A 13101-nucleotide genomic window follows, 5' to 3' on the forward strand; every position below is an offset into this window, starting at 1 on the left:
TTTAGTAGGAAGAAAGAGGGGGCAGCAATAAAAACCCCAAAGAGCAAATGCCCTTTGGGGTAGAGGAAAGTCTATCTAATTAAGATGTATTTTTATGGGGGCAAAGATAAACATAAAAAATAAACTACCAAATATTTTTTTAAAAGAAGAGGAGAAAAGCTGTTAAAAACAAAAATATTTGATAAAAACCACTATTCCATAAAAAAGTTGTATATTTGCCCCTAAATATTTAGAGAAGATGAAAAAGCTTTATTTACTATTTTTAATGGGAGGATTTTTGGGTAGTTTCCAAGGAGTTGCCCAACAGCTAAAGATTAATCAGAGTCAGCAAATCAAAGATCTTATGGAGGTAAAAAAAGAGTTCAGCCGCCAGGAGAAGACCTATCAGATACAGGTGTATAACGGAAATGTAACAGAGGCGAATGAACATGTGAAACGTGCTACCTCTAAGTTCCCCTATCCAAGTTTCTTAGTATTTGAAACTCCGAACTACAAAGTTCGTATGGGGCTATTTCGCACCCGCTTGGAAGCGGAAAAAGCGCTAACCAAAGTGAAGAATACCTATCCAGCTGCATTTGTCGTGGCACCTTATTAGCCTGAAGAATGAAGAGTGAAGAATCTAGCCAAGTGAATGAGCTTGGGTATATGGTGAAGCGAGTGTGTGACCAGTGAGGGATCTTTACTCTTTTACCCCTTCAACTCTCAAATCCTTAAATTCCAAAATCCTTAAACCCTTAAAATAAAATGTTTTATAAACCACACAAAGAAGGTGTAAAAATTATCTTTGGGAGTACAGCTATGGTGGCTTTATTCCTTATACTTATAGATCAGTTTGTCACAATAGAGTGGCTTAGGGTAACACTAATGCTGGTTGTCTTAGCCTTCTATATACTAATTTTACAATTTTTCAGGAATCCTAAGCGAGAGACACCTATCAATCCTAACCATATCATCTCCTCGGTAGATGGGAAGGTGGTAGTGATAGAAGAAGTAGAAGAGAATGAATACTTCAAGGACAAGCGTAGGATGGTTTCCGTATTCATGTCGCCCCTGAATGTACATGTAACCCGCTATCCGATGAGTGGAGAGGTAGTCTATAGTAAGTATCATCCTGGGAAATACTTAGTAGCATGGCACCCTAAAGCCTCTGAGGAGAACGAGCGCACTACAGTAGTGGTAGAAAATACCCAATTCGGTAAGGTACTCTATCGACAGATAGCAGGCGCTTTGGCTAAGCGTATAGTCAACTATGCCAAAGAAGGAGATCAAGCAGTACAAGGGGAAGATGCTGGTTTTATCAAGTTTGGCTCCCGAGTAGACATTTACCTACCTCTATCGGCAAAAATCAAGGTTACCCTTGGTCAGAAAGTCAAAGGAGGGATAGACATCATAGCAGAGGTATAGTTCCCCTTGATGAAAGAACAAACAACAGAAATAGCAGTGCTTCTGCTCACCTGGTATGCTGCCCATAAGCGAGAGCTGCCCTGGAGAGGGGCAGGTAACCCCTATTACATATGGCTGTCGGAAGTCATACTACAACAGACCCGAGTAGCTCAGGGATTGCCCTACTACCAAAGGTTTGTGGAGCAGTTCCCCACCGTAGAAGCCCTTGCTCAGGCCCCTGAAGCTCAAGTGCTAAAGGTATGGCAGGGCTTGGGATACTATTCCAGAGCCAAGAACCTACAGCGTGCAGCCCAGTATATAACAGAAGAGCTACAAGGAGTCTTTCCCAGCACCTATGAAACCCTACTCAAGCTCAAGGGAGTAGGAGAGTATACAGCAAGCGCTATAGCCTCTATATGCTATAATGAGCCCAAGGCCGTGGTAGATGGTAATGTGTATAGAGTACTCAGCCGAATATTCGATATAGATACTCCTATCAATACCACTGAAGGAGCAAAATATTTTAAAGAACTGGCGCAAGAGCTTCTGGACAAAGAGCGAGCAGGAGAGTACAATCAAGCCATTATGGACTTTGGAGCCCTACAATGCAAGCCCCAATCTCCTGATTGTGAGAGCTGTATTCTTAGTGCCAAGTGCTTGGCCTATCATAGAAAGAAAGTAACACAGCGACCAGTAAAGATAGCCAAGATAAAACCTATTCATAGGTATTTTCACTATTGTGTCCTAAAAGATTCCCAAGGCAATACCCAGTTGCACAAGCGGGAGGCGAAAGATATATGGCAAGGACTCTATGAGTTTCCCCTTATAGAAGTAAAAGAGAATACAACAGAGGCTCAAGTGATAGAAACCATAAGAGCACAATACCCTCACACGACATATATAAAGAAATATGCCACAGAGTTTCTACACAAGCTCACACATCAGCACTTACACACCTGTTTTTGGGAGGTAGAGGTAGCAGAAGTATTGTCGGACGGTCTTCCTATAAGAGAACTTATACACTATCCTATGCCAGCGCTACTGATAAAATTCTTAAAAAAAGAGAAGATTTGAAAAATAAAACGTATCTTTGAAGAAAAATATAGGATATGAACGGAACACTTAATAAAGTAATGCTAATAGGCAGGTTGGGCAGTGATGTAAAACTTACCTATTTTGACAAAGATTCATGTACAGGTCAGGTATCCTTGGCTACGGATGAATCCTATACGGATAAAACCACTCAAGCAAAGGTAGAGAATACCCAATGGCACAATGTAGTATTCTATAATAAGATGGCCGAGCGTGTGGAGAAATATGCCAAGAAGGGCGATCTACTCTATGTAGAAGGGCGCTTGCGTACCCGCCAGTACCAAGGGCAGGATGGTGTCACCCGTTATGTTACCGAGGTAGTAGCTTTGGATATTAACTTTCTCTCTCCCAAGAGAAGTACAGAAGGACAAGCCACTCCTACTACAACTACAGCCACGGCAGCTCAGGCAGAGCCTACTGCAGCAGCTCCTACGGAGACAGGAGGCGCTCCCTTCTAAAAATAAGAGGACAAGGGAAGTCCTTATTGTATAACTAAATTCATTATTTTGGATACAGACTCGTCGATAAGTCAATTATTAGCTTCGCCCACAGCAGATTTGATCATTAGGGCATTTATATTTATCTTTTTATTAGGCTGTTCTGCCCTTATATCAGGGTCAGAGACAGCACTTTTCTCCTTGTCCAATACAGAACTGGAAGAAGAAGAGGAAAAGGGGCAAAAGACCATAGTGCAGCTGCTGAGAAAACCCCAAAAGCTGCTGGCTACTATACTGATAGCGAATAACTTAGTAAATATATCTATAGTACTTGTCTTTGCTCCCTTGGGAGAATTTCTCTTTGGAGGGATGAACGAATGGGTCAGAGCCATCTTCGAGGTAGGGATACTAACCTTTGTGATACTGCTATGTGGTGAGATTTTGCCTAAGATCTATGCCAATCGCAACAATAGGATTTTTGCTCGTAAGGTAGCCCCTATCATCAAAGTCTTGGATACCCTCTTCACCCCCATCAGTGGTATCATGACCTTATTCACTACCTTTGTCAATAATCGCTTACATAAGAGTTCCTCTATTTCGGTAGGGCAACTCTCACAGGCCTTGGAACTTACCTCACAGGAGGACACCACCCAAGAGGAGCATAAAATACTCTCAGGGATTGTTTCCTTTGGGAATACCGATATACGAGCAGTGATGCACCCACGTATAGATATTTCAGCGATAGAAGAATCTATGACCTACAGAGAGGTACTGACCTTTATCCAAGAGAATGGATATTCACGAGTGCCAGTATATCAAGAAAATATAGATAAAATCACGGGAATTATCTACGCTAAGGACTTGCTACCGTATCTGGAAGAAGAGGATTTCGATTGGCGAAAAATCAAGCGAAAAGCCTTCTTTGTGCCAGAGAATAAGAAATTGGACGACCTATTGACTGAGTTTCAGCAGCGAAAAATCCACTTAGCTATAGTGGTAGATGAGTATGGAGGAACCTTAGGAGTTGTCACACTTGAGGATATCATAGAAGAAATTGTAGGAGAGATCAGTGATGAGTACGATATGGAAGACACCTTCTATACCAAGATAGACGATCGCAATTTCCTCTTTGATGGGAAGACCTCTTTGAAAGACTTCTATAGAGTGCTTTCGGTAGAAGAGACCGATCAAGAAGACTTTGAGAAGGTCAGAGGAGAGAGTGAGACCATAGCTGGATTCCTACTGGAACTGATAGAATCTTTTCCTGAGAAAAAGCAAGAAATCCCATACAAACATTATATTTTCACCATAGAAGATATAGATAAAAAGCGAATCAAACAACTAAAAGTTACCATCAGATGATATATAGGATACTGATAAGCAGTGTATTGCTACTTGTGATAAGTTGTTCAGGCGATATACAGCCCAAGCCAAAAGCCTTTCTTCGCTTGGAGTACCCTGAACCTACTTATGACACTATAAAAGAGTCTTGTCCTTTTTCTTTTGAGAAGAACCATCTTTCCTTCCTCAATCTTCAGAAAGGGTGCAGTATGAATCTGGACTATCCCCAGATGAAAGCCACCATATATATCACCTATAAGCCAGTGAAGGACAACCTTACCAAACTGCTCAAGGATGCCCAGAACTTCACCTACGAACATACGATCAAGGCAACAAATATAGTAGAGCAGCCCTATTTGAACGAAAAAGACAAGGTATACGGTATGTTCTACGAGGTAGATGGCAATGCAGCCTCCCAATCCCAGTTCTATATCACCGATAGTGTGAATCACTTTATCACAGGGTCTATCTACTTCAAGGTACGCCCCAACTATGACTCGATCTATCCGGCAGCACTCTATCTCAAGAGAGATATACGACGTATCATGGAAACAACCCATTGGAAATAAATACTATGCAAAGAAAAATACTCCCAATATTTCTGCTCCTCACCTTTCTTTTGGTAAGTTGTAGGAAAGAAGATCGTCAGCGCAATCCCTACCTGCAAGAGGCTAAGTTCTCCCGAACTATCAATCTTCGCTTGGCAGAATACAACCGTCTTAGAATCCCAGGAACTGCTGTATTGGTAGACAATGTAGGGCTCAGAGGCATAGTAGTGGCCAATATAGGCAACAATTTCTTAGCATGGGACAGAGCCTGTCCCTCCCAAGCCTTGGCCGAATGTAGTCAGATGACCCTTGAGAGTGATAACCTCTTTATGCTATGCCCATGTACAGGAGTGAAGTACAACCTACTTAACGGATATCCACAGAAGAAAGCAGACACAGATAAAGAGAAAAATACTAACTACCCTATGCTGAACTATCAGGTAGTGGTACAAGGAGATTTGCTAACGATATCGAACTAAATGCTATACAACCTACTCAATACCACCAAGACTGCACGCTTCTTTGCCATATATGGTATGGGAGTATTGCAATTGTTACTATGTCGCTATGGGATACTTTCCCTTGAGATAAGCCCTACTACCCTATTAGAAACCTTACTTATGAGCTTCCTCCTACTGGTGAACCTCTCGACAATCAACCTTTTGGTAAGGAAGAACCAGCTGAGTGAGGGCAATCTCTTAGTTCCCTTTTTGTGGGTGCTTTTGATTTTCTTCTTTCCTAAGGTGTACCAAGATAGCAGTGTGATGCTTGCCAATACCTGCTTACTGCTACTTTCCTCCCTGATTATATACCTGAGGAACAATACCGATGGAAGGGAAATCTTCTTCAACTCATCCGTGCTTATTTTTGTAGGGAGTTACTTTTTCCTTCCCAGCCTTCTTTGGCTACTTTTGCTGTGGGCACATATCCTTATCTACCCCAGTAAAAGGCTGAGGAACATGCTGATACCCTTAGTTACTTTTGTACTATTGGGTATTTTGTCCTTAGCTATAGCCCTACCTATGGGAAAAGTAGCGGCACTTGTAGAACGTTATTACTTTATCCCCGACTTTTCCTATGAAGCCTTTGTACACCCATCCTATCTTCCTCTCTATACCATTATAATACTGAATCTTACCCTTACTTCATGGATATTTTGGGGTTCCTATAAGCGCTACATCTCTAGATTTTTTGTAGGAGTGGTACTGGTGGGGCTCTTAGGGATAATTCTTTTTCCTAATAAAAATGCAGTAGGAATGGTATATCTGACCTTTCCTACTGCACTTTCGCTGATGGTGCTTATAGAGCGTATACGCCGAGTGTGGCTCAAAGAACTATTGTTATGGCTGCTACTGATAGCCTCCTTTGGGATTATTCTCTCAACCTCTCGCTGAGGGATTATTTCCCGCCAGTGAGCCAACGATAGATATCATTTCCATTGGCATAGATAAGCAAAGCAAAAACGATAATAATTCCTACCATCTGGGCATATTCTAATACTTTCTCGCTGGGCTTGCGGCCTGTGACCATTTCATAAAGAAGGAAGACAATATGACCTCCGTCGAGAGCAGGAATAGGGAGTATATTCATGAAAGCCAAGATAATGGAGAGCAAGGCTGTGATTTCCCAGAAATGCAACCAATCCCACTGAGGTGAGAAAAGTCCTGCCATGGATCCCAATCCGCCTACTTGAGAAGCTCCCTTCTTGGTAAAGATATACTTGAACTGAGTGATGTAGTCCCTGAGCGTCCAATAGCCAAAGCTCACTCCTTCGGAGATAGCTTCAGAGAAAGAATAACTCCTATGAGTGCTTCCTGTATCGTAGAAATGGGCTGCAAAGACCCCTAAGATACCTTTGTCAGGAGTGATGGAGACACTTTGTGTCTGTCCTGCTCTGAGCACCTCAATAGTGTTTTCCCCTTCGGTGAGATGTCCTTTTACTTGGTCGAAGAACTCGATTGGATGTCCGTTGATACTTACCAAATGATCTCCCTTGAGAAGACCTGCCTTTTGAGCGGCAGACCCGGCTATAACTGAATCAATTTCAGTAGTACGGCGCTTGTAGAAAGGAATAGGTGAGCGGTCATTGCGGAATATCTGCATGCCTAAGCTATCAGGTACAGCAATGGTAACCACGTGTCCATCAGGTTTTTGCACAGTGATATTCTCCACATGGCGGGTGAGAATCATTTTGTTGATAGCAAAAGTATTTTCCAAGTCTTTTCCATTGACTTTCAGAGGAATATCCCCATCGGTGAAGCCATAAGATTTTAGTGTTTCGCTTACCTCATATCCATGAGGGACATCCTTAGAAGTAAAGATATCCTTGCCCCATACGCTGAAAATCATAGAATAGATGAAGAATCCTAAAAGTAAGTTTACCACAACCCCTCCGATCATGATAATCAGGCGCTGCCAAGCAGGTTTGCTACGGAATTCCCAAGGTTGGGCAGGCTGTGCCATCTGTTCCTTGTCCATACTTTCATCAATCATACCCGCGATTTTGACATATCCACCTAAGGGAAGCCAACCTATTCCATAAACAGTTTCGCCTATCTTTTTCTTGAATAGAGCAAACTTGATATCGAAGAACAAGAAAAACTTCTCCACCTTGGTCTTGAATAACTTGGCAGGGATAAAGTGACCTAACTCATGCAGTATCACTAAGATAGATAAGCTTAGTACCAGCTGTCCTGCCTTGATTAAAATAGTTTCCATTATAATAATTTTAGTGTGCAAAAATAGACTTTTTTTTGATATTAGAGGCCAAAAAACCTGTTAATTTCAATACTCGATGATTAACGATTGAGGATCAATGATTAGGTGGGGAGTTAAGTTATTGTTTCGATTAAGAGTGTAAATATTGTTAAAAAACATATTTTATTCTTAATAAAAGGACTAAAATTTTGAAATGAGAGGAAAGAAAAATATCTTTGCACCGAATTAAAATAAGAAAGATTAATTATGAAGAAAATAGCATTTATTCTACTGATTACTGCAAGTTCTTTTGCTTCAGCACAGGTGATAGACACCCTAAAGACTAATGTCAGCAATGAACAAGCAATAAATGAGATGAAGACAAACTTGGAAGCACAAAAAGAAGCTTTGGAAGCAAAAGAGTTTGCCATTAAACAAGAAGCCGCTAATAGAAAATTAGCAGAAAGAGAACTAAAACTCAAGGAAAGACAACAAAAAGAAGCCGAGAGACAACAGAAACAAGCCGAAAAACAGCAGAAAGGAGCTGAAAAGTTGCAGAAAAAGCAACAAAAACAATTAGAAAAAGAGCAGAAACTCAAAGAAAAACAGCTCAAACAAGCAGAAAAAGATGCTAAAGCAGCTCAAAAACGAGAAACAAAGAAGCTAAAGGTACAAGACAAATTGGCTAAAGCTCAAATAAAGAAAAACAAAGCGCAAGCAGATTATGACAAGCAAGATCTGAAGCTAAAAACAGGACTTTCCAGAGGAAACCTCTCTGCAGAGAAAGAACTGAAGTTGCGTACCAAACTGCTAAAGAGCAAGTCTAAGCTCATCGATGCAGAATCCAATGTAAAGAATTTGGAAATAGAACTCCAAAGATTAAAATAGCAGTAAGTTTTTTAGTCATAAATTTAATTTTTAAAATTGAAAAAAGGCACTTCACAAGGAGCGCCTTTTTTATTTTGGGTAGGTATTGATAATAATCTCGAAGTACTGAGGGTCGTAGAGTGTTCGCATGGTATAGAAGGCCTCTTTTCTCTTTTTGTACTCAGTAGGAAAGGAGACAAGATGGAGGTCATGGTCGAGAATTTGGTAGATAAGCTCACTGCAATAGAGCTTGGAAGGCTCATCGATAGTGCCGATATGATCAAAAGGTATCTTTAGAGAAAGATAATACTTAGCCCTGCTAACAATCTCTTTTCCCTGCTCAAGAGTAATCTTTTTGGGGCGTACCACCAATAACTTTTCAGGCATGGAGTGTCTTAGGAAATCGTGTAGAGACTGGGACTGCATGCCATCGATAGGGCTTACGTCCGAAGAGAGTGAATGAATCACCCGCCATTTGTTGTTTTCCCGATAGAGAATAGCCGAATGAGTGACATCAAAAAGAGAATCATTCAGTTTTTGGGAGATAATATCGCTGAAGAAGCCATAGCCGCGGCGCAAGATAATATCCCCTTCCTCAAGCAGAGCGAGCTGCTCGGGGGTAAGGCGTATAATAGAGCTATTGCGAGTTACCTGTTTTTTCTCTTGTAGGGTATCCACCCAGAAGAAAAGGCGAAATCCTCCCCAAAGGAAAAGAAACAAAATCCCAAAACAAAGGAAAAATAGGCGTATTCTTCGATTCATTTTGGGATTTTAAATCAATTAAAAATAGAATTTTTTACATAGCAGGGATGGAATCCTGAGCAGGCTCGCCCTCATGTTCGTGAGGTTCATCACCCATATCTGCATCATCCGGATGAGCGTGGTCATCGCCTTCTTCTCCAGGAGCACCATGCTCTTTATTGCCCTGTTCCTTGTTGATAGAAACAAGCCATTTGCCATCTACTTTTTTTAGGTCAAGAGATTCCTCCTTATCAGAACCTTCGGACTTGTAGTATACCTTAGCCTTGTCACCATCTTCCTCTACTTTGGTAATGGTAAAGGATTTGATATCTTCAGGTTTTGCTTTTTCTCCTTTGGAGAATCCTTCCAAAACCCCAATGAACTCAGCAGTTTCTTTATCACAATACTTTTTAGCCTCTTTGAAATCGGCTTTATTGATTGCTTTTAAGAATTTTTCAGCAACTACTTTAGGAGAATTTCCAGAACAAGAGGCCAAAAGAAGGCACACGAGTAGGGAAAAAGTAAAAAGGATTTTTTTCATAAGATAAAAAATTACAAGATTATACAATTATACAAGCGACAATACATCACGAGCTATCTGAATTTCTTCATTGGTAGCTACGATAACGATTTTCACTTTACTATCAGGGGCTTGAATTTCCACGATATCACTTGGGTGATTAAGAGATTTGTTCTTTTCAGCATCGATTTTCACACCTAAGTATTCCAAATCTTCGCAAACCAACTGGCGAATGATAGAGGCATTTTCTCCTAATCCAGCAGTAAAGATAAGTGTATCTACCCCATTGAGTGCAGCCGCATAAGCACCAATATATTTTTTCACACGGTAGGCATACATATCCAAGCAGAGGATACCATTAGGATCTCCTTTTTCAGCTAAAGCCTCGACATCGCGGGCATCGGAGCTTCCAGTGATTCCCTTCATACCACTTTCGTGATTGAAGATTTCGGCAATCTCGTCATTGGAGAGTCCTTTTTTGCCTAAGAAGAACACTACAGCACTATCGATATCTCCACAGCGGCTTCCCATAAGGAGTCCTTCGTTGGGTCCGAATCCCATAGAAGTATCGATACAATGTCCTTGAGCATCGACAGCTGCCATACTTGCCCCATTTCCTAAGTGAAGTGTAATGTTCTTCAGATGAGGGTTGTTGAAGTGACGTCGGGTACGCTCGTCCACATACTTATGGCTGATTCCATGGAAGCCATAGCGACGGATTTTGTCCTCGGTATAGAAGTGGTTAGGGATGGCATAGCGGAAGGCCTTTTCGGGCATAGTCTGGTGGAAAGCCGTATCGAAGACCACAAAGTTTTCAGTTTCCTTAGGGAAAATCTTTTGAGCCGCTTCGATTCCTATGATACTTGCAGGGTTATGCAGCGGAGCCAAAGGAATCATCTTGCGAAGTTCCTCCATAACCTGAGGAGTTACACGCTCAGGAGCCGTGAATTTTCCTCCGTGAACGACCCTGTGTCCTATATACTTTACCTCACTGATGGAGTGGATCACCCCAATTTTTTCATCGGTAAGATAAGCGGCCATTTCCTTGAAAGCTACTTCGTGATTGTCGAAGTGCATTTCCTTGCTCACCTTATTTTTTTGACCATTTTCCCAATATTCGTGAGAGATTTTACCTTGTTCTAAGCCGATACGTTCGGCAAGACCCTTAGCCAATACAGTTTCGGTATCCATCTCGATAAGCTGATACTTAAAGGAAGAGCTACCGCCGTTGATAACGAGTACTTTCATTCGTTCTATTTTTTTAATATCAATTGTTAGTAAAGATTTAGAAAGGTAGCCCATCGTCCTCCAAGTCATTTCCAGAAGGTGCTACTGCGGGTTGAGGGGTAAAAGTAGTTCCTCCTTGAGGTGCTTGGGCAGGAGGTGGTGGGGGAGGGGTCGCCTGAGTAGAAGCCTGAACGGGTGCTTGAGCTTGAGCTTCTACATTAACAATACGCCAAGCTACTAAGGAGTTGAAGTATTTTGTTTCCCCCTGAGGGTTTGTCCATTCACGGCCACGCACATCGAAAGTAACCTTGACTACTTGTCCAGGTTGGTAGCCATTGAGCAATTCGCAATTGCCTTGAGTAAACTCAAGGGAAATAGTTTGCGGATATTGTTCCTCAGTTACGATAATAAGTTCTCTTTTACGGAACCCATTTGCTCCATATTCCTGAATGGGAGTAATGAGTTTTATACGACCTTGTAATTCCATAGGGATACGATTTGTATATAATTAAATTAAAAATAAAAGTTGCGACAAAGTTACTAAAAAAAAGCGAAATAAAGGGTAGTTTCGAGGAAAAAATATTTTTACATAAGGAAGGACTGTTTTTATCTATTAATTCATCACAGGATAGTAGTTTTGTATATTGTTAGGATATTTTTTCGAAAATATCTCTTATTGGTCACTTCATCCTGAGGACTTAAGAAGTCTCTTTTTTAGTGAAAGATTCCTAAAAGAGGATCTCAAATCACTTGTTCTCCCCTTAGAGAGAGTTATATAAAAGTCATTGACAAAGAAGATATTTTCCTTTACTATCAATCGTTTGTTCCAGAGAATAAGTCCCTGGCAAGCTTAGCTACCTTCAATAATGAAATTCTTAGGCACAGTGGACTTTAATGAGGTGTTTTTCTCTCTCGCTTATAGATACGCTTGATTTTTCTTGCAATAAACTTATTAAGGTCTTTGTCCTTGACCGAGTAAGTGTTGAACAAGAGTACCGGAGCGATCACCCCGAAGGCTAAGCCTAAGGTGATAAAGCCTGTCTGGAGGGCAAGCTTGATCGTTTCGAAAATGGTTTCCAAGGTTTGGTTATGCTCATGTGTGATCGTTACAATCTTGATCAGTCCCATCATGAATTCATATCCCGATTTCCCAGGAATCATATTGATTACAGCCGGAATAGTAAAGACCATAGGAGGAGTGTGTACCCTATGGGCAAAGTACATTCCCAAGAAGCCCACTACACAAGCTCCTACAAAAGAGGCAATGACCACCTGATCAGGAATCAAGGTTTTGATAAGCAAAAACTTAGTGCTCCATCCGATAGCCCCCAATAGTGCTGTTGCCCACAGTGCGCGGCGTGGTGTGTTGAACAAAAGCGCAAAACCAATAGAGACCCACATAGACCAAAAAATACGTTCGGCCAGTAGGGCGAAAGCATCAAAGAAGTTCATAACCAAAGATAAATAAAGAGAGATAAAACCCGATAGAAATCATAAAGATAAGCATCATCGCATAAGCGAGCTTGGCTATACCCGCGACTACATAGCCGGTGAGTAGATCAATAAAGCCATTGATCAGCGGCACGCCAGGGATCAGCCATAACACACAGGAAGCCAGTGCATTTTTGTATTCTTCGACCCCTAATAGGCGGAATCCATTCACTACAGAGACAGAGATAAAAGCCGCCCAAGCCCAACAGATAAAAATATTGAACTTTTTCAGCTGTAAGATTCTTCTGCCAGCCAATCCCAATAGGGTAGCCAAGAAGGACATACCAAATTCCAAATAGCTATTGTGATGATCCCCGCCGAAGATGTATGCCAAGGAACCTCCTGCCAAGGAGACGAAGAACCACATCAGGTACATATTGTAGTGTGATTTTCCCTTGATATAAGCTACTTCACGCTCTATGACATTGATAGGGAGCTTCTTCTCCAGGATACGCCAAGAGAGAATACTGATATCCGAAATCGCATTGAAATTGACCCCATGGTGAGGAATACTCTTAACGACGGTTTCCTTTTCTCCTGTGGTATTGTTATACAGAGTAAGAATGATAGCCGAAAAAGAGTAGAAGATGTCACAGCGATAGTTTAGAGCCCCAGCGATTCGATTCACATTCCTAAGAACTCTACGTGTATTTGCCCCTCCAGTGATCAATACAAAATTGATATCGGCTAAGAGCTGAGCCACACGTTCTATTTCTTTCATGGTTACTATTGAATGATTTTTTGTGTTTTTACTTTA

General features: G+C 41.3%; 16 protein-coding genes. 9 read left to right on the forward strand and 7 right to left on the reverse strand.

Annotation, left to right across the window (positions count from 1 at the left end; translation table 11 throughout):
- Window positions 1-238 precede the first annotated feature (238 nt).
- From CGC50_RS10480 to CGC50_RS10515, 8 genes are all read left to right on the forward strand, one after another.
- On the forward strand, window positions 239-595 hold the full coding sequence (locus CGC50_RS10480) for an SPOR domain-containing protein (protein ID WP_002666241.1): 357 nt from the start codon (window positions 239-241) through the stop codon (window positions 593-595).
- A gap of 149 nt (window positions 596-744) precedes the next feature.
- On the forward strand, window positions 745-1404 hold the full coding sequence (locus CGC50_RS10485) for a phosphatidylserine decarboxylase family protein (protein ID WP_002666217.1): 660 nt from the start codon (window positions 745-747) through the stop codon (window positions 1402-1404).
- A gap of 9 nt (window positions 1405-1413) precedes the next feature.
- Complete coding sequence (mutY, locus tag CGC50_RS10490) at window positions 1414-2457, forward strand: A/G-specific adenine glycosylase (protein ID WP_095910781.1); 1044 nt, start codon at window positions 1414-1416, stop codon at window positions 2455-2457.
- A gap of 35 nt (window positions 2458-2492) precedes the next feature.
- Window positions 2493-2933, forward strand: a complete 441-nt coding sequence (locus CGC50_RS10495; protein WP_095910782.1) for a single-stranded DNA-binding protein — start codon at window positions 2493-2495, stop codon at window positions 2931-2933.
- Window positions 2934-2981: 48 nt separating this feature from the next.
- Complete coding sequence (gldE, locus tag CGC50_RS10500; protein WP_095910783.1) at window positions 2982-4274, forward strand: gliding motility-associated protein GldE; 1293 nt, start codon at window positions 2982-2984, stop codon at window positions 4272-4274.
- Window positions 4271-4822, forward strand: coding sequence for a gliding motility lipoprotein GldD (gene gldD, locus CGC50_RS10505; RefSeq protein WP_002666214.1), 552 nt, complete (start codon window positions 4271-4273; stop codon window positions 4820-4822). Before gldE ends, gldD begins: the two co-directional genes overlap by 4 nt.
- 5 nt (window positions 4823-4827) lie before the next feature.
- Complete coding sequence (locus tag CGC50_RS10510; protein WP_095910784.1) at window positions 4828-5280, forward strand: hypothetical protein; 453 nt, start codon at window positions 4828-4830, stop codon at window positions 5278-5280.
- Entirely contained in the window at window positions 5281-6195 is a 915-nt protein-coding gene (locus CGC50_RS10515) for a DUF6427 family protein (RefSeq protein ID WP_095910785.1), read from the forward strand. It begins immediately after the preceding gene.
- Between the two features lie 4 nt (window positions 6196-6199).
- Here CGC50_RS10515 and rseP read toward each other — a convergent pair whose 3' ends face one another.
- Window positions 6200-7519, reverse strand: a complete 1320-nt coding sequence (gene rseP / locus CGC50_RS10520; protein ID WP_095910786.1) for an RIP metalloprotease RseP — start codon at window positions 7517-7519, stop codon at window positions 6200-6202.
- A 246-nt stretch (window positions 7520-7765) separates the two neighbouring features.
- Here rseP and CGC50_RS10525 point away from each other — a divergent pair, with 246 nt between their 5' ends.
- The gene (locus CGC50_RS10525; RefSeq protein ID WP_095910787.1) at window positions 7766-8386 is read left to right on the forward strand and encodes a hypothetical protein; all 621 of its coding nucleotides are present in this window, start codon (window positions 7766-7768) and stop codon (window positions 8384-8386) included.
- Window positions 8387-8455: 69 nt separating this feature from the next.
- Here the strand turns inward: CGC50_RS10525 and CGC50_RS10530 are convergent, their stop codons facing one another.
- From CGC50_RS10530 to CGC50_RS10555, 6 genes are all read right to left on the reverse strand, one after another.
- A complete protein-coding gene (locus CGC50_RS10530) occupies window positions 8456-9127 on the reverse strand; it encodes a YiiX/YebB-like N1pC/P60 family cysteine hydrolase (protein ID WP_095910788.1) in 672 nt (223 codons plus the stop codon).
- A 34-nt stretch (window positions 9128-9161) separates the two neighbouring features.
- Window positions 9162-9647: a nuclear transport factor 2 family protein gene (locus tag CGC50_RS10535; RefSeq protein WP_002666204.1), complete on the reverse strand. Its 486-nt coding sequence runs from the start codon at window positions 9645-9647 to the stop codon at window positions 9162-9164.
- Between the two features lie 27 nt (window positions 9648-9674).
- Window positions 9675-10874, reverse strand: coding sequence for an acetate/propionate family kinase (locus CGC50_RS10540; protein ID WP_002666337.1), 1200 nt, complete (start codon window positions 10872-10874; stop codon window positions 9675-9677).
- A 37-nt stretch (window positions 10875-10911) separates the two neighbouring features.
- A complete protein-coding gene (locus CGC50_RS10545; protein WP_095910789.1) occupies window positions 10912-11340 on the reverse strand; it encodes a DUF3127 domain-containing protein in 429 nt (142 codons plus the stop codon).
- Window positions 11341-11744: 404 nt separating this feature from the next.
- Complete coding sequence (locus tag CGC50_RS10550; protein WP_002666320.1) at window positions 11745-12305, reverse strand: threonine/serine exporter family protein; 561 nt, start codon at window positions 12303-12305, stop codon at window positions 11745-11747.
- Complete coding sequence (locus tag CGC50_RS10555; RefSeq protein ID WP_095910790.1) at window positions 12292-13065, reverse strand: threonine/serine exporter family protein; 774 nt, start codon at window positions 13063-13065, stop codon at window positions 12292-12294. Before CGC50_RS10555 ends, CGC50_RS10550 begins: the two co-directional genes overlap by 14 nt.
- Window positions 13066-13101: the final 36 nt, after the last annotated feature.

It is taken from the genome of Capnocytophaga gingivalis, assembly GCF_002302415.1.
Classification (GTDB): domain Bacteria; phylum Bacteroidota; class Bacteroidia; order Flavobacteriales; family Flavobacteriaceae; genus Capnocytophaga; species Capnocytophaga gingivalis.